The sequence below is a fragment of the Paracnuella aquatica genome (genome assembly GCF_003332885.2).
In the GTDB taxonomy this organism is placed as follows: Bacteria; Bacteroidota; Bacteroidia; order Chitinophagales; family Chitinophagaceae; genus Flavisolibacter; species Flavisolibacter aquaticus.
Window position 1 is genome coordinate 127,928 of sequence record NZ_QOWJ01000012.1, and the last position, 23,071, is coordinate 150,998.

17 protein-coding genes are annotated in these 23,071 nt (G+C 50.0%); 12 read left to right on the forward strand and 5 right to left on the reverse strand.

Translation table 11 applies throughout. The features are described from left to right. Positions 1 to 54 precede the first annotated feature (54 nt). From DRJ53_RS15960 to DRJ53_RS15980, 5 genes are all read left to right on the forward strand, one after another. Positions 55 to 1,449, forward strand: a complete 1,395-nt coding sequence (locus DRJ53_RS15960; protein ID WP_114236653.1) for an APC family permease — start codon at positions 55 to 57, stop codon at positions 1,447 to 1,449. Positions 1,450 to 1,498: 49 nt separating this feature from the next. Further along, entirely contained in the window at positions 1,499 to 2,668 is a 1,170-nt protein-coding gene (locus DRJ53_RS15965; protein WP_114236654.1) for a trans-sulfuration enzyme family protein, read from the forward strand. A 181-nt stretch (positions 2,669 to 2,849) separates the two neighbouring features. Further along, positions 2,850 to 4,238 carry a TolC family protein gene (locus tag DRJ53_RS15970; RefSeq protein ID WP_162303902.1) on the forward strand — a complete coding sequence of 463 codons (1,389 nt, stop codon included), beginning with the start codon at positions 2,850 to 2,852 and terminating at the stop codon, positions 4,236 to 4,238. A gap of 221 nt (positions 4,239 to 4,459) precedes the next feature. Then, positions 4,460 to 5,836: an efflux RND transporter periplasmic adaptor subunit gene (locus DRJ53_RS15975; protein WP_114236656.1), complete on the forward strand. Its 1,377-nt coding sequence runs from the start codon at positions 4,460 to 4,462 to the stop codon at positions 5,834 to 5,836. 147 nt (positions 5,837 to 5,983) lie between these two features. After that, entirely contained in the window at positions 5,984 to 7,018 is a 1,035-nt protein-coding gene (locus DRJ53_RS15980) for an NAD(P)H-dependent glycerol-3-phosphate dehydrogenase (RefSeq protein WP_114236657.1), read from the forward strand. Positions 7,019 to 7,172: 154 nt separating this feature from the next. Here DRJ53_RS15980 and hemW read toward each other — a convergent pair whose 3' ends face one another. Further along, a complete protein-coding gene (hemW, locus tag DRJ53_RS15985; RefSeq protein WP_114236658.1) occupies positions 7,173 to 8,300 on the reverse strand; it encodes a radical SAM family heme chaperone HemW in 1,128 nt (375 codons plus the stop codon). Between the two features lie 136 nt (positions 8,301 to 8,436). Here hemW and DRJ53_RS15990 point away from each other — a divergent pair, with 136 nt between their 5' ends. From DRJ53_RS15990 to porN, 7 genes are all read left to right on the forward strand, one after another. Continuing rightward, positions 8,437 to 10,206 (forward strand): BamA/OMP85 family outer membrane protein, encoded by a 1,770-nt coding sequence (locus DRJ53_RS15990; protein WP_114236659.1) that lies wholly within the window; start codon positions 8,437 to 8,439, stop codon positions 10,204 to 10,206. Positions 10,207 to 10,307: 101 nt separating this feature from the next. Then, entirely contained in the window at positions 10,308 to 11,255 is a 948-nt protein-coding gene (locus DRJ53_RS15995; protein WP_114236660.1) for a DUF4271 domain-containing protein, read from the forward strand. Positions 11,256 to 11,301: 46 nt separating this feature from the next. After that, entirely contained in the window at positions 11,302 to 12,075 is a 774-nt protein-coding gene (locus DRJ53_RS16000) for a uroporphyrinogen-III synthase (RefSeq protein ID WP_114236683.1), read from the forward strand. A gap of 470 nt (positions 12,076 to 12,545) precedes the next feature. Next, positions 12,546 to 13,841: a T9SS ring complex lipoprotein PorK/GldK gene (porK, locus tag DRJ53_RS16010; protein WP_240040760.1), complete on the forward strand. Its 1,296-nt coding sequence runs from the start codon at positions 12,546 to 12,548 to the stop codon at positions 13,839 to 13,841. A gap of 119 nt (positions 13,842 to 13,960) precedes the next feature. Continuing rightward, positions 13,961 to 14,722 (forward strand): type IX secretion system motor protein PorL/GldL, encoded by a 762-nt coding sequence (gene porL / locus DRJ53_RS16015; RefSeq protein WP_114236662.1) that lies wholly within the window; start codon positions 13,961 to 13,963, stop codon positions 14,720 to 14,722. Positions 14,723 to 14,838: 116 nt separating this feature from the next. Then, on the forward strand, positions 14,839 to 16,374 hold the full coding sequence (porM, locus tag DRJ53_RS16020; RefSeq protein ID WP_114236663.1) for a type IX secretion system motor protein PorM/GldM: 1,536 nt from the start codon (positions 14,839 to 14,841) through the stop codon (positions 16,372 to 16,374). Between the two features lie 9 nt (positions 16,375 to 16,383). After that, positions 16,384 to 17,430, forward strand: coding sequence for a type IX secretion system ring subunit PorN/GldN (gene porN, locus DRJ53_RS16025; protein WP_114236664.1), 1,047 nt, complete (start codon positions 16,384 to 16,386; stop codon positions 17,428 to 17,430). A gap of 396 nt (positions 17,431 to 17,826) precedes the next feature. On the opposite strand, the gene uvrC is transcribed toward porN, so the two are convergent. The 4 genes from uvrC to DRJ53_RS16045 all read right to left on the reverse strand — a co-directional run bounded on the left by uvrC (position 17,827) and on the right by DRJ53_RS16045 (position 22,726). Continuing rightward, on the reverse strand, positions 17,827 to 19,653 hold the full coding sequence (uvrC, locus tag DRJ53_RS16030; protein WP_114236665.1) for an excinuclease ABC subunit UvrC: 1,827 nt from the start codon (positions 19,651 to 19,653) through the stop codon (positions 17,827 to 17,829). A gap of 174 nt (positions 19,654 to 19,827) precedes the next feature. After that, the gene (locus DRJ53_RS16035; protein ID WP_114236666.1) at positions 19,828 to 20,406 is read right to left on the reverse strand and encodes a hypothetical protein; all 579 of its coding nucleotides are present in this window, start codon (positions 20,404 to 20,406) and stop codon (positions 19,828 to 19,830) included. A 349-nt stretch (positions 20,407 to 20,755) separates the two neighbouring features. Then, on the reverse strand, positions 20,756 to 22,123 hold the full coding sequence (locus DRJ53_RS16040) for a porin family protein (RefSeq protein WP_114236667.1): 1,368 nt from the start codon (positions 22,121 to 22,123) through the stop codon (positions 20,756 to 20,758). Positions 22,124 to 22,147: 24 nt separating this feature from the next. Continuing rightward, positions 22,148 to 22,726, reverse strand: a complete 579-nt coding sequence (locus tag DRJ53_RS16045; protein WP_114236668.1) for an RNA polymerase sigma factor — start codon at positions 22,724 to 22,726, stop codon at positions 22,148 to 22,150. Positions 22,727 to 23,071 lie beyond the last annotated feature (345 nt).

Here is a 23,071-nt window from a genome sequence, read left to right on the forward strand (position 1 = left end):
CCGCCATTACCCTACTTTAGCTGCATACTACAAACTCTTCCTACTTTCGCGGCCATGAGTGTGAAACGTCCGCAGTTGGGTCTGCTCGACCTGACGATGATTGTGATTTCGTTTGTGATAGGCATGGGTATTTTCCGTGCACCGGTTAATGTGGCTGCAGCTGCACCTACTCCTTTTATTTTTTACCTGTGCTGGATAGGGGGCGGACTGGTGGCCATGTGCGGCGCACTTACCTATGCCGAGATCGGCTCACGCATGCCGGTAACCGGCGGTTATTATAAAGTATTTGCATACGCATACCATCCTTCCATCGCCTTTGCCATCAACTGTATTATCCTGGTGAGCAATTCGGCATCCATGGCGGCGGTGGCGCTGGTGGGCAGCGAGTATATTGCTTCAGTGTTGCTGCCGGCATCGAAAGATGCGGCTTATATGCAGGTGGCGGCCAATGCCGATTTTGTGCGAACGGTGCATATTTCCATTGCGCTGGTGGCCATCGCTATTTTTTACGGCGTAAATATGCTGGGCTTGAAAATGAGTGCCAAAACGCAAACCATTTTGATGGTGATCAAAATTGCGATGGTGCTCTTACTCATTACGCCACTGTTTTTTGCTACCAATGAAACCGCTGCTGCCACACCGCAAATACTAAGCGGCGCATCAACCGCCATGACGGAATATATCAAGGCGTTTGGTATTGGCCTGGTGGCAGTAAGCTTTACCTATGGCGGCTACCAGCAAACGATCAATTTTGGTGAGGAAATTAAAAACCCCGGCCGCAATATTCCGCGGGGCATCATACTGGGTTTGCTGGTCATTATTTCTTTGTACCTGCTCATTAACTATGCGTATGTAAATGTGATCGGGTTTGAAGAGTTGAAGACGAGTAAAAACATTGCAGCCATCATGGCTTCGAAAATATTTGGCGTGCATGCCGAACGTATTTTGTCGGTGCTACTCTTCTTGAGCGTGCTGGCTTATATCAACGCAGTGCTCATGAGCAACCCGCGGGTTATGTATGCCATGAGCGATGATAAAATTTTACCTGCCGCCTTTAAAAAAACAAACAACCAGGGCGCACTTACAATTGGGCTGACCACTTTTTCCGTAATGGCTGCACTGATTGTGTTTTGGGCGCAGGAGTTTGACCGCATTCTGAGCTTTACCATTTTCCTCGATTCTTTTGGTATGGCGCTTTCTGCAGGCAGCATTTTTGTGATTCGCAAACGCACCAAACACCTCGATGGCACCGGCATTTATAAAATGAATTTATACCCGCTGCTGCCCTTGATCTTTATTGCAGCGTACATGTTTGTAGCCCTCAGCATTGCGTTTGATTACGAGAATAACGACTACGCAGCGCTGGTAGGCCTCGCGGTATTGGCCGTGTTCCTGCTCCTGTATTTTTTGCTGCGCCAGTTCAACACACGGCCCAAAGACAATAATTAAATTGAAGTCAAACACAATCCGAAATCCGAAATCGCAAATCCAAAATCACATGGTTCCTGATATTTCCTACATCCTCACACACCTGGCCGAAGACCGCGAACAGTATTTTGGCGCCGTGGCGCCGCCCATTGTGCAAACGTCCAACTTCGCGTTTAAAACCGTGGCAGAAATGCGCGGTGTTTTTGCCGATGAAATGTCGGACTATATCTACAGCCGCGGCATCAATCCCACGGTGGATATTTTGCGTAAAAAACTGGCGGCGCTGGATGGGGCGGAAGATTGCCTGGTGCTCAACAGTGGTGCGGCAGCCATCTTTGCCGGTGTGCTGCCGTTTGTAAAAGCGGGCAGCCACATTATTTCGGTGGAGAAACCTTACTCGTGGGCACAGAAAATGTTTGACGTAGTGCTGCCACGTTTTGGTGTAACCACTACTTATGTTGCCGGCACCAGCATCGAAGATTTTGAAGCGGCACTGCAACCCAATACTTCTTTTATTTACCTCGAGTCGCCCAACTCCTGGAACTACGCCATCCAGCCGCTGGCCGAAGTGGCGGCGCTGGCAAAGGCCCACGGCATTAGTACGCTTATTGATAACAGTTACTGCACGCCGCTGCACCAGCGCCCCATTGAGCTGGGCATCGACCTGTGCATGCAAACGGCCACCAAGTACATTGGCGGCCACAGCGATACGCTGGGTGGTGTGCTCACCGGTTCGGCAGCCATCATTAAAAAAATATTCGACAGCGAGTACCTCAATATTGGCAGCGGCATACAGCCGTTTAATGCATGGCTGCTGCTGCGTGGCCTGCGTACGCTGCCCACCCGCATTGATCGCATTAACCGCTCTACGCAAAAAGTATTGCACTTTTTAAAAGCGCATCCTGCTGTTGGTGGCGTATTGTTTCCATTCGATGAAAGTTTTCCGCAGCATGAGCTGGCCAAAAAACAAATGAGTGCTGCCGGCGGGCTCATTACGTTTTGGTTAAATGACGCAACGGAAGATCAGATCATTCGCTTTTGCGAAAGCCTGCAGCGGTTCCTGATGGCCGTTAGTTGGGGCGGCCACGAGTCGCTGATCCTGCCAAAATGCGCAGGCCTGCAGGAAGGCGCATTTGACCGCAACAACCCCGAGCACCAATGGATCAGGATGTATGTGGGCCTGGAAGAACCAGAGTATTTGATTGAAGATTTGGAGCAGGCGCTGGGCAAAGCGAAGTGATTTTGGATTGACGATTTTGGATTGACGATTTGGTTAGAAGCAGTAATACTCCATAGATGTTTTTCCGGCTGTTACATCGTAAATCCAAAATCTACAATCGTAAATCCTAAATGGCCTTACATTTACCTGTATGAAAATGCCTCTGCTTTTCTGCTTATTACTGTGTTGCAGTATCTGTGGGGTGGCCCAGGAAAAATGGGACCTGCAGCGCTGCGTTGACTATGCCATTGCCAACAATATTTCCATCAAGCAATCCGATGTGCAGGCACGTATCGCCAACCTGCAGTTGGGCCTGGCCCGGGCGGCACAGCATCCCAATGTAAACCTGAGCTCCAATGCCGGCTACAATTTTGGCCGCTCCATCAACCCCGCCACCAACACATTCGATAACCAGCGCATCTTTTTTTCGGGCTTTCAGTTGCAGGGCGGCATGAACCTGTTCAACTGGTTTTCGGCCCGCCACAACGCCGAGGCTAGCCGCCTGAGCTACGAAGCGTCGAAGGCCGCCGTGGAGCGTGCCCGCAACGATGTGGCGCTGAATGTAGCCGTGGCTTACCTGCAGGCGCTGCTGGCTTATGAACAAACCGAAATTGCCAAAGTGCAGATTGCGCAAACCACGGCACAACTGGAAAATATCCGCAAGCAAGTGTCGGCCGGTAGCCTGCCCGAACTGAATGCTGCCGAACTGGAAGCGCAACTGGCGGCCGACAGTGCCAACCATATTACCAGCGTATCTACCTACCAGGCAAATGTTATCCAGCTCAAAGCCCTGCTGAACCTGGATATGGCCACGCCGTTTGATATTGAAACGCCTGATGTTTCGGCAATACCTGTGGAGGAATTGGGAAACCTGCAGCCGCAGGTGGTTTTTCAAAAAGCATTGCAAAACCTGCCGCAGCAGCGGGCCAACCAACTGCGGTTCCAGGCTGCGCAAAAAACAATCAAGGCGGCCCGTGGCGCCATGTACCCGACGCTGTCCTTATTCGGAAACGTGGGTTCTCGGTATTCCAGCCTGTTCCCCGATCAGCAAAATGCAGTGGTAACGCCATCCAATAAATTGGATACGTTGGGTTTTGTAGAAGTTACACCGGGCATTACGTTGCCTGCCGTGCGGCCGTCGTTCAATGTATCGTTGCCCAATACGCCGTTTGTACGCCAGTTGTTTGATGTAAACCTGAGCCAGGCGGTGGGTGTGAGCCTGAGTGTGCCGCTTGCCGGCAACCGGCAGTTGCGTACGCAGTGGGAACGTTCGAAGCTCGATGCAGAAGGCATCAGGCTGCAACTGGAGAGCGACAACCTGGTGCTGCAGCAGGATATTTACCGGGCACACAACGATGCACTCAATGCCATGCAACGCTACCGCTCGGCGCAGAAAGCCGTGGAAGCTGCGGAAAAGGCTTTTTCTTTTTCGCAAAAAAGATTTGATGTGGGCTTGCTGCAAACCATTGAGCTGCTCACCAATCAGAACAACTTATTTCGCCGCCGCCTCGATGCTGCTTCTGCCCAATACGAGTATGTGTTCCGGATCAAATTGCTGGAGTTTTACAAGGGCGAGGGGTTGAAGTTGTAGGGAGGGGAGGGGATGGTAGTTGGTAGTTGACGGTTGGGAGTTAATAGTAATTATTGAATTATTGGATTATTGATTATTGGGTTGCGTTGCTTTAGCAATTAGTACATGCATCAGAATAATTCAATAATAAATAATCAATAATTATCTCATTCACCATTCACCATTAACCATTGCACATTCACAATTGACGATTCACGTTTCACGAAATAGCTACTACGCTTATGAACAAAACTGTAAAATGGATTTTAATCGGCCTCGGTGTAGTCATTGTGCTGCTCGTTGGCTACAAGCTTATTGCCGGCAACGATGATACCGGCACCAAGGTTACCGCCGAAGCCGTTAGCACCCGCACCATTGTTGAATCCGTAAATGCCAGCGGTAAAGTGTACCCGGTGGTGGAAGTGAAAATTTCGCCGGACGTATCAGGCGAAATCACCGAACTGAATGTACAGGAAGGCGATAGCGTTCGCCGCGGACAGGTGCTGGCCCGCATTTATGCCGACATCTATTCATCGCAGCGCGATGAAGCTGCAGCGCGGGTGGCACAAAGTCAGGCCACTGTTGCCAACAACCAGGCAGCGTTGGATGCACTGAAAGCACAGGCCGATTTGGACAAACAACAATACAACCGCAGCAAGCAGTTGTTTGATGATAAAGTGCTGTCCCGCTCCGAGTTTGAGCAGGCCGAAACAAAATACCGTACATCGCAGGCACAGTATAATGCGGCTATTCAGAACATCCGGTCGCTGTCGGCAGGTGTGCAAAGCGCACAAACAGGGCTGGTGGCTGCCAACAAAAACCTGGGCCGCACTACCATTGTAGCGCCTATGGATGGTGTAGTGAGTTTGCTGAATGTAAAAGAAGGCGAACGGGTAGTGGGTACGGCACAGATGGCCGGAACCGAAATGATGCGGGTAGCCGATATGGGCTCGATGGAAGTGCGGGTAGATGTGGGTGAAAACGACATTGTGAAAGTCAGCATCGGCGACTCGGCCGATGTGGAAGTGGATGCATACAACAACCGCAAGTTCAAAGGCATTGTTACCCAAATTGCCAGCAGCACCAAAAGCGCCGGGGCACAGGCTTCGGGTACCAACGATGTTACCAATTTTGAAGTGTACATCCGCCTCGATCCTACATCATACAGCGACCTGATCGATCCGGCAAAGCCAAAGAAATTTCCGTTTCGCCCGGGTATGAACGCCAGTGCCGATATTAAAACCCGTACCCGTGCCGGTGTGGTGGCCGTGCCCATTACCTCGGTAGCTGCTCGTGTAAAAGGCAGCGATGAAACCATCGACGACAAGAAAAAAGAGCAAAAGAAGATGCAGGGCGCCGATGAAACTGCCGACCAGGACGAAGCAGCCGTTGGCACCGACGACCTGGAAGAGGTGGTGTTTGTATTAAAACCTGATAACACTGTAGAAAAGCGGGTAGTCACCACCGGTATACAGGACATCAATTATATTGAAGTGCTCACCGGTTTAAAATCAGGCGAGCAGGTTGTTTCGGGGCCATACAATGCCATTTCCAAAACACTGAAGCCCGGTGGCAAAGTGAAGGTGGTGGAAAAGGAAAAGTTGTTTGATAGTAAATAAAGCAAACCTCTATAATGGTAAAGCATCCTGCACCGCAGGATGCTTTTTTTTTACCATATATCGGCCATGGCACTGCAATTGGTGCCGGAATAGCTGTGTAAACAAAAAGGCTAATTTTGCCACAGCCTTAATACAAAAGGAGTGTACATGAACTTTGGAATCATCGGCAGTGGAAGTTGGGCAACGGCATTGGTAAAAATGTTGACGGATGGTGGCCGCACGGTTAACTGGTGGGTGCGTAGTGGAGAAGCCATTGAATATATCCGGTCGCGGCACCACAACCCAAACTATCTTGCTTCGGCGTATTTTGATGTATCACTATTGCGCATGAACGAAAATGTGCACGATGTGATCGAAGCCTCCGATGTGATTGTACTGGTGGTGCCTTCGGCGTACATACAGGAAGTGCTGAATGAACTGCGCCCCGAGCAGTTGCGCGGTAAAAAAATATTGTCGGCTATCAAAGGCCTAGTGCCCGGCCCCGACCTGTTGCTGAACGATTACCTGCACCAGCAATTTAATTTCCCGATCAACGATTATTTTACGCTGTTAGGCCCTTGTCACGCCGAGGAAGTGGCTTCCGAGAAATTATCTTACCTCACTTTTTCGGGTGTGGACCGGGAGCAAACCGAGGCCATTGCTGCTGCATTTACCACGCCTTATATCAACACCATCGTCAACGATGATGTGCTGGGTGTGCAATACGCCGCGGTGCTGAAAAACATTTATGCATTGGGTGCAGGCATTGCGCATGGACTGGAATATGGTGATAATTTTTTAAGCGTATACATTGCCAACAGCGCCGATGAAATGGCTTCGTTTCTGCGCAATGTAGGCGCCCAACATATTGTGGTGGGCGAACACCACACCAACCCGGTTACGCAACAACGCGACCTCAATTATGCGGCTTCGGTTTACCTCGGCGATTTGCTGGTTACCTGTTATTCGCCCTATAGCCGCAACCGCACATTTGGCAACATGATTGGTAAAGGCTACACGGTGCAAAGCGCCCAACTGGAAATGAACATGGTAGCCGAAGGATACAATGCTGCCAAATGCATGTTTAACATCAATAAAAAGATTGGCGCAGATATGCCCATTGCCCGCACCATTTATAAAATACTTTGGGAACGGGTGCATCCGCGCAAAGGCTTTGCAGCAATTGAAAAGGTAATGACCTAGGAATAAAACCACAGAGACAGGGAGGGCAGGGAGTGCCACAGAGTTATTTCCCAGGATATAATCATTCTCAATAGAGGATGTAGTGCTGACGGCCATCCAGTTTTTTCAAAGAAAAGCCGTGTCCCTCTGTGTACTCCCTGTCTCCGTGGTTTACTCAGTCCACAAACAAATCCGCAGCAATGCCATCTGCCCGCAACATGCCGTCATTAGTGAGTTGAATGTTCGATCCGGTTATTTGTAACAGGCCTCGTTGTGCAAACTTTGTTACTTGTCGCTGTATGTTTTCGGCTGCACTTTGGCCCCAGCGGCTGGCTACCACATCCAGGTTAAGACCCTCTGCCGTCCGTAGCGAAATCATCAGGTGTTCGTTCAACTGCTGCTCCGGTGTGAGTACTTCTATTTCAAAAGGCACGGTGCCCCCTTCCAATGATTGTATGTAAACATTGTTGTTGGCCACATTCCACTGCCGGCTGGTACCGTTGAACGAATGCGCCGATGGGCCAAGGCCCAGGTATTTTTCACCACGCCAGTACGATGAATTGTGGCGGCTGCGCCAACCGGGCAAGGCAAAGTTGGACACTTCGTAATGCTCGTAGCCGGCCGCTTTCAGCCATTGCATCAGCAGCAAAAACTGGTGGGCCTGTTGCTCATTGTCCACGTCCACTTTTTGCTTGCGCTCAATTTGTTTGTGCAGCGGCGTTTTTTCTTCCACCGTCAGTGCATAGCAGGAGAGGTGCGGAATTTCGAGGGCCAGCGCCTGAGCTACGTTTGCTTTCCATGCAGCATCATCGAGGCCCGGCGTGCCATAAATAAGGTCGATGGAAATATTGTACAAACCGGCAGCCTGCGCCATCCGTATGCTGTCCAGCGCCTGCGCCGAATTATGTGCCCGGTTCATCCAGCGCAGGTCGGCTTCCCTAAAACTTTGCACGCCCATGCTCAGGCGGTTAATGCCCGCCGATTTCCAGGCGTCAAGTTTTGCTGGAGTAATATCATCGGGGTTCGCTTCCAGCGTAATTTCTGCATCGGGCAAAACTGTGTAGTGCTCCCGGATGGTTTGCAGCAAAAAAAGAATTTCGTCACCCTCGAGCAGGCTGGGCGTGCCGCCGCCAAAATAAATGGTGGCCAGCGGCTCGCCTTGCAGGTAGGGCTTTTGGATGACAGCTTCTTTTGCCAGTGCCGCCACCATCGGTCTTTTATACCGCAGCGAGGTGGCAAAATGAAAATTGCAATAGGCGCATGCCTGCCTGCAAAAAGGTATATGCAAATAAATTCCGGCCAAATGCGTTAATGGGAGTTGATGTGTTTGTTGAACCCGAAAACAAACGGCTAAAAGGCGTCCCGAAAAATATCTTTGTACACCCCGCTTTCTTCGTGTCTTTGTGGTTCAAAAAACTGTTTTAATAATTTTACCGGCCTTGCAATCCCTCCGTTTATACCTGCTGATTTGTTCCTCCCTGATCGTTGCTGTTGCCAAGGCACAGGGTTACGAGGTGCGTTACTTGCGGGCCGATACTGCAGGGGGACCGTTGCCCTCCTTTTTGCAACGCAAATTTACGGTACAATACGAAGCCGCCACTTATTTACAAAAGCTACCCGCCGACCTGCAATCGCGGGGATACCTCGCCGCTTCGGTAGACTCTGTCCGGTTCGATTCGCTGGCTGCGGAAGTGGCGCTGTACCTGGGCGAGCAATACCATTGGGCAACCATCCGCACCGCGCCGCAGGATGCTGCGCTACTCGATGCGCTGCGCTGGCCTTCGGGCGGCTTGGCGCAAAAACCGCTCAATTGGGAACAGTGGGCGGGCTGGCAGCAGCGTATTTTGGATTACTTGGAAGAACGTGGGCACCCCTTTGGCAAAGTGCAGCTCGATAGTATGATATTGGAAGCGGGCACTGTTTCGGGTCGGCTGTTGATTGATCGCGGACCGGCTTATACCATCGATAGCTTACGCATTGTCGGCAACGCACAGGTGCGTCCCGAAGTGCTGGAGCGTTACCTAGATATGCCGAAAGGCAGCGCTTATAACCGGCGTAAACTGGAGGCCATTTCGGCACGCATCCGTGAGCTGGCTTATGTGCAGGAAACGGCACCGGCCACGGTGTCGCTGCAGGGCACCGGCGCCATCATCAACTTGCACCTGCAGCCCCGCAAAAGCAGCCAGCTCAATGCGCTGGTGGGTTTTTTACCCAACAGCCAAAACGGCGGTACCAAAATGCAGTTTACCGGCGAGGCCAATGTGCTGCTGCGCAACAGCCTGGGTGCCGGTGAAACCATCGGCCTGAATTGGCAACAGTTGCAGGTGTCTTCGCCGCGGCTGACGCTGTTGTACCAACACCCTTACTTGTTTCAATCCCCGGTGGGCCTGCTGTTTAATTTTGAAATGCTCCGCAAAGACTCATCCTGGCTCAACCTGAATTTTAATTTTGGCGGCACTTATGCTTTGGGCGGCAATCGTACGGCGTCCATTTTTTTACAACGCAGGCAAACCATACTCAGCACGGTTGATACCACCGCCATCAAATTTTCCAGAAGGCTGCCGCTGCTGGCCGATGTGGCTTCCAATAACCTTGGCGTATCGTACACCGTAACTACTACCGACTACCGCTTTAATCCGCGGCGCGGCTGGGAGTTTTCAGTAACCGGAACTGCCGGCACCAAAAAAGTGCGGCGCAACAGCCAGGTGCTGGAAATAAAGGACACCAGTTTTAACTATGCACGGCTGTATGATACGGTAAAACTCAGCACCTACCAACTCCGGATGACGGCTATTGCCGCCCGCTATACGCCTATGGGCAAGCAGTCGGTATTAAAAACCGGGGTCAATGCCGGGTTGTTCCAAAGCGGGTCGTATTATTTCAACGAACTGTTCCAGGTGGGCGGGTACAAATTGTTGCGGGGCTTTACCGAAGAAAGCGAGTTCCTTTCGCACTACCTGGTGGGCACCGCCGAATACCGCTACCTCATTGGGCCTAATTCGTATTTTTTTGGTTTTGTAGATGGCGGATGGGGCCGCAACAATGCGGCTGGGGGCGTCAATTATAAATATATAGGCACTGGCCTCGGGCTGTCGCTGGAAACGGGTGCCGGCATTTTCAACCTGGCCTGGGCAGTGGGCCGGAGGAATGATACTGAGCTGAACCTGCGGCAGTCGAAGGTGCACCTGGGGTTTGTCAATTATTTTTAGGCGCGGTTCGGTGCTGGTCTGGCCACTTTGAGTGGCCTGACCAGTATCTTCGCCGCCGATTCAACAGAGCCGTGAAATTTTTCTTTACCATATTAATATGCTTGGCCGGTTTAGCCGGGTGGACGCAAGCGGGAACTGACAGCGCAGTTGTGCCTGCGCCCCGCCCCGTCGACTCGGCTGCCCTGGCCAGGGCAGCCGCTGCACAAGCCCGGATCGACTCTGTGCGGAATGCTTTTGTACAGGATTCGCTGCAGCAGGTGCGCCGCCGCGATAGTGTACGGCAAACCGAGCTGCAGGCTTTTATGCGCCAGGTGCATACCGGACGTTACAACCAGCACCCGTACCTGCGTTTTACCGGCGCCGAACGCCGCATTTCGGAAGTAAAACAGTGGCAGGGAAAAGAAGGCCTTTTTTATGGCATCGTGGCGCTGATCCTGATTTTTGGTGTGTTGCGCAATGCGTTTCCGCGGTACCTGTCGGACCTGTTCCGCACTTATTTCCGCACCACCATTCGGCAGCGGCTCAATAAGGAACAGGTGGCTAATGCGCCGCTGCCGTCGCTGCTGTTCAATGTTTTGTTTTTTTTATCCGGGGCTTTGCTATCTGTGTTGCTGCTGCAGCATTTTCGGTTGGGCGTTTCCATCCCGTTCTGGCAGCTGTTCCTGTATTGCCTGGCTGCACTGGTCGGCATTTACCTGGTAAAATTTATTGTGCTCAAATTGTTTGGCTGGCTGCTGCGGGCCGCGGCGGCTACCAATACCTATATTTTCGTGGTATTTACCACCAACAAGATCATGGGCATACTCCTGTTGCCCTTGATCCTTGGGCTGGCATTTACGGGCGGCAACCTGTTCGAAACCTTCCTTGCCATTTGCCTGGCGGTGGTGGGCGGGCTGTTTCTTTACCGCTATTACCTGTCCTTTGTTTCGGTGCACCGGCTGCTCCGCATCAACCTGTTTCACTTTTTGTTATACCTGGCGGCGCTGGAAATTGTGCCTTTGTTGCTGATTAACAAACTGATGGTTCAGTTTTTTGCGCAAACACCTTAACTTTGCGCCAACTTCCATACCATATATGGCAAAAAACGGGGATCAAATGGCACGTGGAAAAGGAGCGAAAAAAATCCTGATTACACAGCCCAGGCCAGAAAGCGAAAAGTCGCCTTATTTTGAACTGGGCAGGAAATATGAAGTTGAACTGGATTTTCATCCATTTATTCAGCTCGAGGGTATTCCTGCAAAAGAGTTCCGCAAACAAAAGATTGACATCCAGGCACACACGGGTGTGATTTTTACCAGCCGCAACGCAATTGATCATTTTTTCCGCCTGTGCGAGGAAATGAAAGTCACCGTGTCGCAGGAAACCAAATACTTCTGCATTACAGAGGCGGTGGCGTTGTACCTGCAAAAATTCATACTGTACCGCAAGCGCAAAGTATTTTACGGTGCCGACGGCAGCAACAAAAGCCTGTTTGATGTGATCAACAAGCACAAAGGCGCCGAGAAATTTTTGTATGTGTGTTCCGAGAACCAGCAGGACAGTGAAATCACCGGCTGGCTAAAATCGAACGGCTGCGATTTTTCACTGGCGTTTATGTACCGCACCAAAAGCTCGGATGTAAAAGAGATCCTGTCGGAAAACGAGTACGATGTGATTTGCTTTTTTACCCCTAGTGGCGTTCGCAGCTTGTTCGACAACCTGCCTACTTTTAAACAAAACGGAACTGTGATTGGTGCATTTGGCAACAACACATCCAAAGCGGTGGAAGAATCGGGGCTGACCCTGGGCATCAAAGCGCCCCAGCCACAGGCTCCATCCATGGTTGCTGCGTTAGACCAGTTCCTGGCTACATCGAACGGTAAAAAATAAACTGCTTGCAAGTAAGATATTGGCATCCTGCCCCATCACGGGGCGGGATGTTCTTTTTTAGTGCAGTGCACAAACAGAAATGCGAAATTATAATTGGTATTTTTTTGCCAATCGACGCTTCTTTTTTCAACAGTTTTTCCACGAAATAGGCGGGTGGAAATTGGTTTTAACAAACCTTGCCCAAACGGGGCAGCAACATAAAGGAACAGTTTGTAATATCGGTGTAAGTAAAAAGCCTGACGGTGCCACAAGTGGATACCTTCATGCCGATGAAACCGTTGCCTGACCGGTGGTCTATAATGCCAAAGCCGCCGGTTTGCAGCGTCTTATTTTTATTTTACAATTGCATGCAATATTTGAAAATAAGTACCGTTTTTGAAAATGTGCCTGCATAATGGACTTAGGAAATGAGAAAAAATAATACTAACCTTGTATCTTCAAAAGATTATATTTGCCCAATACCCTTGAGTATGAAAATGAAAAACCATTACTACACGCTCACCGCCATTGCCGCGTTGTTCCTGGCAAGTTGTGGCGCATTAGGAAAAAAAGACAGAGGTGGCGCACTGCCTAACGACGGGCAGCTGCACGGGATCGCACCCGGAAACCGCTACGTTCTGCCCAAGCCTCCCGGCATGGTGTATATCCCTCAGGGGACGTTCCATATGGGCCCTTCCGATGAAGATCCTTCTTATGCTTTTAGTGCACGAAACCGTTCGGTTTCGATTTCTGGTTTCTGGATGGATGCCACCGAAATCACCAACAACGAATACCGCCAGTTTGTATGGTGGGTTCGCGATTCGATCATTGCCAAAAAACTGGGTTTTGTAAAAACCGGTGCTGACGGCATTGAGTATGTGGACCAGCAGAAGATGAAAAGCTTTAAGTGGAACGATCCAAAATCGATCGAGCAACTGAGCTCCACCGATCTGATCCTTTCGCCTGAAGACCGCATCATGGGCAAAAAAGAGATCGATGCCTCTAAAATGGTGTATCATTCTGAGACATTTGACCTGAAAGAAGCCGCCAAGCGTGAAAACGCCGGCAAGCCCCGCTCTCAGTTTATTGTAAAAAAAGACGTACGCATTTACCCCGACACATTGGTTTGGATGCGTGACTTCTCTTACTCGTACAACGAACCGATGACCAAGCGATATTTTTCGCACCCTGCATTTGGCAACTACCCGGTGGTAGGTGTTAACTGGCAGCAGGCATCGGCGTTCTGCGAATGGCGTACACATTACCTCAACGCATGGCTCGAAGGCAAAAAGCGGGCACAGGAGTCTGACTTCCGCCTGCCAACAGAAGCACAGTGGGAGTATGCAGCCCGTGGCGGACGTTCGCAGTCGATGTTTCCCTGGGGTAACTATTACCTGCGCAACAAAAAAGGTTGTTTGCTGGCCAACTTCAAACCCGGCCGTGGCAACTACCCTGAAGATGGTGGCTTTTACACGGTACGTGCCGATGCTTACTGGCCCAACGATTTTGGCCTGTACTGCATGAGTGGAAACGTGGCAGAATGGACTTCTTCTATTTACTACGAAGGCGGCTACACATTCCAGCACGATATGAACCCCGATGTTCGTTGGAATGCAAAAGACTCCGATCCTCCGAAAATGAAGCGTAAAGTATTGCGTGGCGGTAGCTGGAAAGACGTAGGTTACTACCTGCAAACCGGCAGCCGTACCTACGAGTACCAGGATTCTACCAAGTCGTACATCGGCTTCCGCACTGTTATCGATCTTCCTGCCCAGGCACAGCGTTAATCACATTCTTATCAAGCATCTTATTTATAAGCAAGAGACAACCTTTTAACTGGGGTTGCCTCTTGCCTGTACCTACCTTTTTATAAAAATCCAAACAAAGTTTCAAAACACAGTTATTTATGGCAGCTGCTATTCCTCCCAAAGTGAGCAAAATTGTTGACGTTTTCGTTTCTGTCGCTGCGGCGATCGTAATCTGGGGTGCCCTCCGCAAGATCCTGCACGCACCTGATGCGGACATCTGGCTGAAGATTGGTTTGACCACCGAAGCCCTCGTGTTCCTCGTTTATGGTATCCTGTACCTGCGCTATCCTGCAGTAAGCGACGGCCACGGCCCTGCGCTGAAAGCCGCACCTGCAGTACCCAACGCTACCGGCGCACTGGACAAAGCCCTGGTTGATGCCGACATCACTCCAGCTAACCTGAACCGCCTGAGCGAAAACTTTAAAAAACTGAACACCACCGTAAGCAACATGAGCAACATTTCTGATGTTGTATCTGCTACCGGCGATTACACCACCAAAACCCGTGAAGTTACCGCAGCACTGGCCCGGGTAAAAGACGCTTATGTAGGTGCCGCCAACTCGGTAGGTGCATTCAACAGCGCTTCTGAAGGTGCTAAAGTGTTCCACGACCAGGTTCAGGTGCTGACCAAAAACCTGTCTTCGCTCAACACCATTTATGAACTGGAGCTTCAGGAAAGCAACAACCACCTGAAAACCCTCAACTCTTTCTACGGTCGCCTGGCTGAAACCAGCAATGCAATGCTGAGCTCTGCCGAAGATGCCAAGAAAGTACAAGAGCAGGTAGGTTCGTTGGCCAACAACCTGGGACGCCTCAACAGCATTTATGGCAACATGCTGAGCGCAATGCAAGGCCGTTAATACGGGCTTGTTTGCACATTGATTTTACAGAGGAGAATAGCTAATATTTATATACTGTAAGATCCAAAATCCTGAATACCACTTTATAAATTTCCAGCAAATAGCATTATAATATTATGGCACTACCTGCAGAGCCGAGGCAGAAGATGATTAACCTGATGTACCTGGTACTGACGGCCATGCTGGCCCTCAACGTATCGGCGGAAATCCTCAATGCCTTTAAAACGGTTGACAGAAGCTTGACGTCGACCAATAATACCATCAACAACTCAACGGAGACCATCATGGCTTCGTTTGAAGAGAAAAAAAGCGAACCGGAAAGCGCTGCCAAAGCCGCCGAATGGGCGCCCAAAGCAGCACAGGCCGTTCAGCTGACCAACAGCCTGAATGCCTACATCAACCAGTTGAAGCAAGACATCCTCAAAGGTGCCGGTTTCGACCCCGCCACCAACGGTGACTCTACTTTTAAAGAAGACAATCAGGATGTAGCTACCCGCATCATGGTTGAAGAAGGAAAAGGAAAGGAACTGTACACCCGCCTGGATCAATACAAAAAGCAAATGGCTGCTATTGCGCCTGAGCTGGGTACACAGGTTAACAATTACCTGAAGCAAATTGACCTGAACATTCCGGAATCACGTAACAGCAGCGTACGTACCTGGGAAGGCACTTACTTCCACATGGTGCCTACCGTTGCGGCACTCACCATGTTGTCGAAATTCCAGAACGACGTTAAAACTTCTGAAAACCGCGTGGTTTCCCTGTTCCACGAGCAGGTGGGCCAGGTAAAAGTTCGTTTTAACCAGTTTGCAGCCATCGTTGGGCAAAGCTCCAACTACCTCATGCCCGGCCAGGAACTTCAGATCAATGCAGGTATCGGTGCCTTTAGCACGGATGCAAAACCAGTGGTTCAAATTGGCGGTGCTACTGTGCCCATCAACGAAGAAGGCATGGCAGTTTGGAAAACCAATGTTAGCTCGATGGGTACCAACTCCATCCCGGTTACCATTCGTTATGTAGACCAAGACGGCAATCCTAAAACCATTACCAAAGCAATTGAGTACACTGTTGGCCAGGCCAACGCCTCTATTGCCTTGGATAAAATGAACGTACTCTACATTGGTGTAGACAACCCCATTACCATTGCAGCCTCCGGTGGTGGCGATGATAAAGTGCAGGCCACAATATCCGGTGGCGGTGGTTCGTTAACACGTGTAGGCAACGGTAAATACATTGCCAAGGTAAACAGTCAAACCGATGACTGCCGCATTACGGTATCGGTGGACGGCAAAGTGGTAGGTGCATCTACCTTCCGCACACGCAACATTCCTGATCCAGTTGGTTCAGTTGGTGGCTATGCTTCGGGCGACAATGTACCAGCAGGTGCGTTCAAAGCCCAGGCCGGTGTAGCAGCTTACATTAAGGATTTTCCTTTTGACCTGAAATACACCGTAACGCAGTACACCATTGCCGCCGACACAGACGACGGTGATATTGTGGAAGCTACTGTTCAGGGCAACGCCTGGAATACAGAAGCACAGCGCATTGTAAGAGGTTTGACCCCCGGTAAAACCGTTACCATCGATCTGAGAGCAGCTGGTCCCGACGGCCGCAGCCGCAAGTTGCCTTCATTGGTTTATTACATTAAATAATTGAAGCGTATGAAACGCCAACTCATAAAAATCAGCCTTTTTCTCCTGTTGGTTACTGTTACAGTAGCTGATGTGCAGGCGCAGCGCACCCCGCGCCGCCGTGCCAACACTACCGGCACCACGGGCAATACCCAAACGGGTGATGCCGGCCAGCAACAAACCCAGCAGAACAACAACGCTGCTGCACCCTCTGGCTACAATCCTTATGGAAACATTCCCATTGAAGTAGACAAAGGTTCGGTGTACAGCGATAGCGCAGCCCGTTCGCTCCGCCAGGATGGTGCTTATGATAAAAGCATGCTCAATGACCGCACTCCGCTGCCGTACGAGCACCTGCGCTGGGACGACGCCCTTTTTGCTGAAAAAGTATGGCGCGAAATCGACCTGCGGGAAAAAATGAACATGCCGTTCCGCTACCAGGGACAGGATGATAACGGTAACCAAACCTTTATCGAGATACTGCTTCGTGCAGTGCGCAGCGGCCAGGTAACAGCGTTTAGCTCAAATGATGATCGCTTCACCACCCCGCTCGATTCGATGAGCATCAGCAGCCTCACCGCTGGTGGCGCCGCCGATACCGTGCCTGTTCGTGACATTAACGACCCGAATAAGATCGTTAAGTACACTGTAACGCAAGCTTCTTTCGATCCCAACTCAGTAATGAAGTTTCGCCTGAAAGAAGAGTGGGTGTTCGACCGCGAAGCAAGCCGCATGTTTGTGCGCATCATTGGTATTGCGCCGCTGAAAACCCTCTACCTGCCCAATGGACAGGAGCGTGGTTCGTCGGTAATGTTCTGGGTGTACTACCCCGATCTGCGCCCAATTCTCGCCAACAACGATGTGTACAACCCCAAGAACATGGGTATGCACCGCATGACCTGGGAGGAATTGTTTGAGGCCCGTATGTTCTCTTCTTATGTAATCAAGAGCACGTTGGACAACCCGAACAACCGCACCATCCGCCAGCAAATTAAGGACCCGATCCTGGCGCTGCTGGAAGGCGAGAACATCAAAGAACGCATCTTCAACTACGAGCAGGATCTCTGGTCGTACTAATAAAGGATTAATTTTTAAAACGAAAACCCGCAGCGAACACTGCGGGTTTTTTATGTTTTATGATGAAGTGGACTAGGCGTCGAATCAGGCACTTCTAAAGTTTAGAATAGCGGTCAAATTCTATCGACAACGGTAAGCTGAAGCTTTGGCTAATCATCGTTGGAGGGAATCTGCTTCTTGTAAAAGCTTATCCATCAAATATTTAAACAAGAACAAAAGCAGTAACGTAATTCGATGCCAGTCAAAATGCGCAGTATCACCATGTGGAAAACATATTTTCAAATTGCGGGAAATACCTGATTTCCGTAACCACCAAAGCGCCTATTTTTACATCGGTTTTTCATAGGATATTGGATTTTAAACGGGGCTGGATTTCTATCCGGCCCCTAATTTTTTTTATTGCGCTTGCTGCGCAGTTTCATTTCCCTCGCTGAAATAATTCAATATAATTTTTGCCTTCGAGGCACCCACTACTTTTGCAATCGCTTCTTCCGGCTGTTTGCGTACGCCGTTCACTGATCGGAAAGCTTTAAGCAACTGGCTGGCGGTATTTTTGCCAATACCCTTTATTTCTTCCAGCTCGTTCTTAAACGTCCCTTTGCTGCGTTGGTTGCGGTGAAACGTGAGGCCGTAGCGGTGCACTTCATCGCGGATACGGCGGATCATTTTGTGGCTGGCGCTGTCGAAGGGCAGCTTTAAGCTTTGCTGGTCGCCCACAAAAAACAGTTCCTCTTCATTTTTTGCCAAACCCACAAGCGTCATGGTGCCGGAAAGGTCGAGTTCTTCAATGGCCTCCTGGGCTGCATTTAACTGCCCTTTGCCGCCATCAATGATTACCAGTTGCGGAAAGGTTCGTTTCTCTGCCTTCAGGCGTTTATAGCGGCGGTACACCGCTTCTTTCATCGAAGCAAAGTCGTTGATGCCCTGCACCGTTTTGATATTGAATTGGCGGTAATCCATTTTACTGGGCTCGCCGTATTTAAAACACACCATTGCCGATACCGGGTAGCTACCCTGGAAATTGGAGTTATCAAAACACTCGATGTGGATGGGCAGGGCCGGCAGTTGCAGGTCGCGTTGGATCATTTCCAAAACGGGCGTCTTGTCTGCACTTTGGGCGCCCAGTTTCAGGCGGTCGGTTTTCTTTTGTTCGTCAATAAAATACTGTACGTTCTTTTCCGAAAGCTCCAGCAATTTCTTTTTGTCGCCGCCTTTCGGTATGGTGAGGGCCGTTTCGGGCTCTTCGTATTCCAATTCAAAAGGCACAACCAGTTCCCTTGCTTCGGAGCCAAACGTGGTGCGCAGTTGCGCCATGGCAAATGCCAGCACTTCCGGTTCGCCTTCGTCCAGCTGCGCTTCCAGCTTCAATGTTTTTGTTTGAATAATAGCGCCATTTTGCACCATCAGGTAGTTGACGTAAGCAATGCCGTCGTCTTTTTTTATGGAAAAAACATCGAGGTGTTCGTAGCTGGTGCTCACCACAATGGAGCGTGCCTGGTAACTTTCGAGGTAAGATATTTTCTTAAGCGTTTGCTCTGCTTTTTCAAACTCCAGGTTTTGCGCATGGCCTTTCATTTCGGCCTTGAAATGCTGGATCACCGGGCCGAGGTTGCCGCGCAGCAGGTTTTTTACCTGCTGGATATTTTCATTGTAATCTTCCAAAGATTGCCGCGCTTCGCAGGGGCCTTTGCAGTTGCCCAGGTGGTACTCGAGGCAAACCTTGAATTTGCCTTTTTCAATGTTTTTCGGCGTTAGCGGCAACGGGCAGGTGCGCAGCGGAATGGTTTGCTTGATGAAATTTAGCAGGTCCCGCACTTTGCCCACCGATGTGTAAGGACCAAAATACTGTGCGCCATCGGGCAGCTTTTGGCGGGTAAGGTACACCCTTGGAAACTCCTCGTTTTTGATAACGATATACGGATAGGTTTTATCGTCTTTGAGGTTAATGTTGAACATGGGCTGGTACTGCTTGATCAGCGAGTTTTCCAGCAGAAAAGCATCCTGCTCCGAGTTCACAATCGTAAACTCAATTCGGGCAATGCGCTTCACCAGTTCGTGGGTTTTGTAAGTGGTGTATGTTTTATTAAAATAAGAGGAAACGCGTTTGCGGATGTTTTTGGCTTTGCCTACATACAACAGTTCGCCGGAGGCATTGAAGTATTTGTAAATGCCCGGGTTTTGCGGCAGGGTAGGCGCTATATGTTGAAATTCAGGTTGTGTCATAATAGGTTGCTGCCGAAATAAAATCGGCCAAATAACGGGTGTTCCAGTTTTCCCTGTGTTAAACGAGATAAAGGCTTTGGGCGTATTTAGTTCCTGTTAAACTAACGGTGAACATCAATGCATCGACAACGTTTGAATCTTTTGAATAACTGGAGCCAATGGAACCTTCTTCAATTATTCTGCCGAAGGGTAGGGCCCCCACCAAACTTCGGCCGTTTGAACGTCATCGGCAGCGCCGGGACGGGAAACGGTGGTAACCACCTGGAACCGGCGGCCCACTTCCCACAACATTTTCTTTTGCACCGAGCTGTCGCCTTGGTCTATGATCTGGTTGATAAAAATGGTCCGCACCGCATCGCCTTCAGTAGCGTTGGGTTCAATAGTTACGTCTTGCTGCAGCACCGGCCCGTCTTCGTCTTTGGGTTTATAGGAAAAAACAGCCAGCTTCAGCATGTCGTCGTAGTGGCGGGTTTCGGTGTATTCATCGCGCCACTTTTCAGAGGCAATATCGGGCACTGCCAAAAAATCGGCAGCGGCTTTGCGAAACGCTACGCGGTGCAGGAATGTGGTGTCGGAAACGCCGTTGCGCCGCACGATCTGGCGCAGCGGGTACAGCGACGAATCGATATGCGACACTTGGCTATGGAGATAAGATGAAACCGGGAAAAACTCAACCGCCTCTTCGCTGCTTTTGCCGCCCGAGCAGGCAGCCAAAACCAGCAGGGCCGCCAGCGGCAGCAATGCTTTTATCATATTGCAAAAATAGTTGGAAGAGATGGAAGGGCGAAGTCGGATGTCGGAAGGGAAAGTCCGATGTCGGAAGACGGATGTCCGAAGACAGGAAAGACGGAAGAGACGGAAGAGACAGGAAAGTTGGGCGGTAGAGTCAATGATGTTTTGGTTCAATCGGTGTTATGAAAAGAAAAAGTCCTTCAAGTTTTCGCCAACAAATGGCGCAACGCTTGAAGGACTGTTCAATATCTTGAAAAAAGCTTTTAACGAGAAATCTTCTTTTCCGTCTCTATTGTCTCTTCCGTGTTTCCTGTCTTCGGACATCGGTCTTCGGACTTCCGTCTTCCGTCTTCCGACATCGGACTGCTCCCTACCTAATCGTCACACCCACCTTCATCCCGAAATCAAACAAGTTTTCCTTAACCGGGTATTTCTTTACAAACGAAGAAAGGGCCTGGTAGCGCATTTGCGGGCCTATATGCCATTCGTTTTTACCCGACTGGAATGTGATAAAAGTTTCTACGTTGGTGTTCATGTTCCAGTGGCGGGTAAGCCAGGGCACACGGGCATAGTTCTTATAATCGGCAGTGATCATATACGACCTGTTGCCGATGATGTAAGTAGGCTGAATGGCTGCTGCCACGTTCCATTTTACTTTTTTGTTGCCCACCACTTCATACTCCAGGCCCACCGGCAGCGATGCTTGGAAATACATGTTCTGCAGCCAGTTAGACATGCTGCCGTTGTTGAAGTTGCGGTAGTTGGAAACTGCCCGAACCGAGTCTACACCAAACCCGTTGCTGAGGGCAATGGTGGCCACTTCGGGGATGTAGGAAAAGGCTTTGATATCGTAGCGACTAATGTTGAACTGGAAGCCGGAGCGGAGTTTTAATTTATTGGTCAACGCATATTTTGCGGCCACGCCAAATTCAAGCCCAAGGTCCGGTTTGTGGATCACCGCGTTGTTGATGTTGTACAGCGCCGAAACCATTGGCGGTGTGCCCGGCGTCAGGAAAGGTCGCTCAAAGGTTTTGTTTTCGGAAAGTTTGCGGTAGCTAACAGTAGGCGTTGCAAATATGCTCCAACTCAGCAATCGCCTTTTCTGTGCTTTTGGTGCAGTGGCAATGGCGGGTTCCTCTGTTGCGGCAGGAGCGTTTGCCTTAAATGTACTTTGCTGAACGCCATGGAGGCGGGGTTGCATGCCTGTTCTCTCTGCTTGCAGCAAATGGGCCGGCACCGCGCTGTTGCGGGTGGCTGCGGCAGCAAGGTCGACGCTTGTTGTTTGCTCGCTGGTTGCGGGCAAAGTGGTAATAATGTTTTGCGCAATGAGACCAGGAGTAGATTCCGTTATTGCTTTATTGTCGTTGCGCTGAACCGATGATTTGCGGATTGCAATTTGTGCAACAACTGGTGCCGTTTCAGTAATAGCTCCAGTTGCTGCGTTATTATTTGCTACAAAAAGGGCAGGGTTTGTTTGAGCCGGAATGGCTATTTGTTGTGTCGGCAGTTGAGGAACGCCAGCAGTTTTTTCATCGGGCAGGGTCAGGGTATACCAGGTAAACAAGCCGCCCGATAGCAGCATGACACCAGCCAAAAGAAGGGCTGCGACCCTGCGCTTTTTCCGGTTCAGCTCTTTGGAAATGTTTTCCCAAACAGCAGCGGATGGCTTCATGCGCAAATCGTCAGCATTATCTTTTAGAAACTGGTCAAAATCGTCCTGGTGAAACTTTCTCTCCATAATCAGTCAGCATTTGCAAGCCGCTTATTTGCTACCGGATGCTGCAATCAGGTAATCCGTTTTTGGTTTCTGAATGATGTTCTTACGGATCAGCACGTCTTCGAGCATGGCCTTGGCCCTGGTGTACTGGCTGCGGCTGGTGCTTTCTTCAATGTCTAAAATCTGTCCTATTTCCTTGTGCGAAAATCCTTCAATCGCATACAGGTTCAGCACGGTGCGGTACCCAATGGGCAGTAGCCTGATACACTCCACCACCTGTTTTGCCTGGATGATGGACGGCACTACCTCATCGCGGGTATGCAAACCGGAGGCCTGCAGTATGTCCACGCTTTCATTAAACTTTTTGTTCTTTTTCAGGATGTTGATACAAGTATGCACCATAATCCGCCGGATCCAGCCTTCAAAAGCGCCCTGGCCTTTAAAGGTGTGGATTTGTGAGAACACCTTAATGAAACCTTCCTGCAACATATCCTCGGCGTCCTCTCGGTTATGGCCATAGCGGTAACACACCGACAGCATTTTTGCGCTGTATTTTACATACAATGCTTTTTGTGCTGATGCCTGTTGTTTCAAACAGCCTTGTACAATGGCTTCCTCGGTCATATATTCCTGGGGGTTGCCTGTAAGTTAGACAAATTTTTGCGCCAAATGCTGCGCCGGCAGGGAAATATTATGGAAGAATGTAAAGTCGGAAAAGACAGAAAAGACGGGAAAGTCCGAAGACGGAAGTCGGAGGTCGGAAGACGGAAGAAGAAGAGCAATGAAGACCGGGCGATGTTATAAAGTAAAAGAGGAAGGCTGTTGTTTCAGCAAAAGAAAAAGTCGCCAACAATCAGCAGCTGTCCTTTAGACTTGCATTTTTGATTATTGCGGTGGTTTTCTTTTTGTTGTGGTTTACTTCTATACTGTTTGCTTTCTTTGGTTGGCTATTGGTTTAGTTTTTTTGTA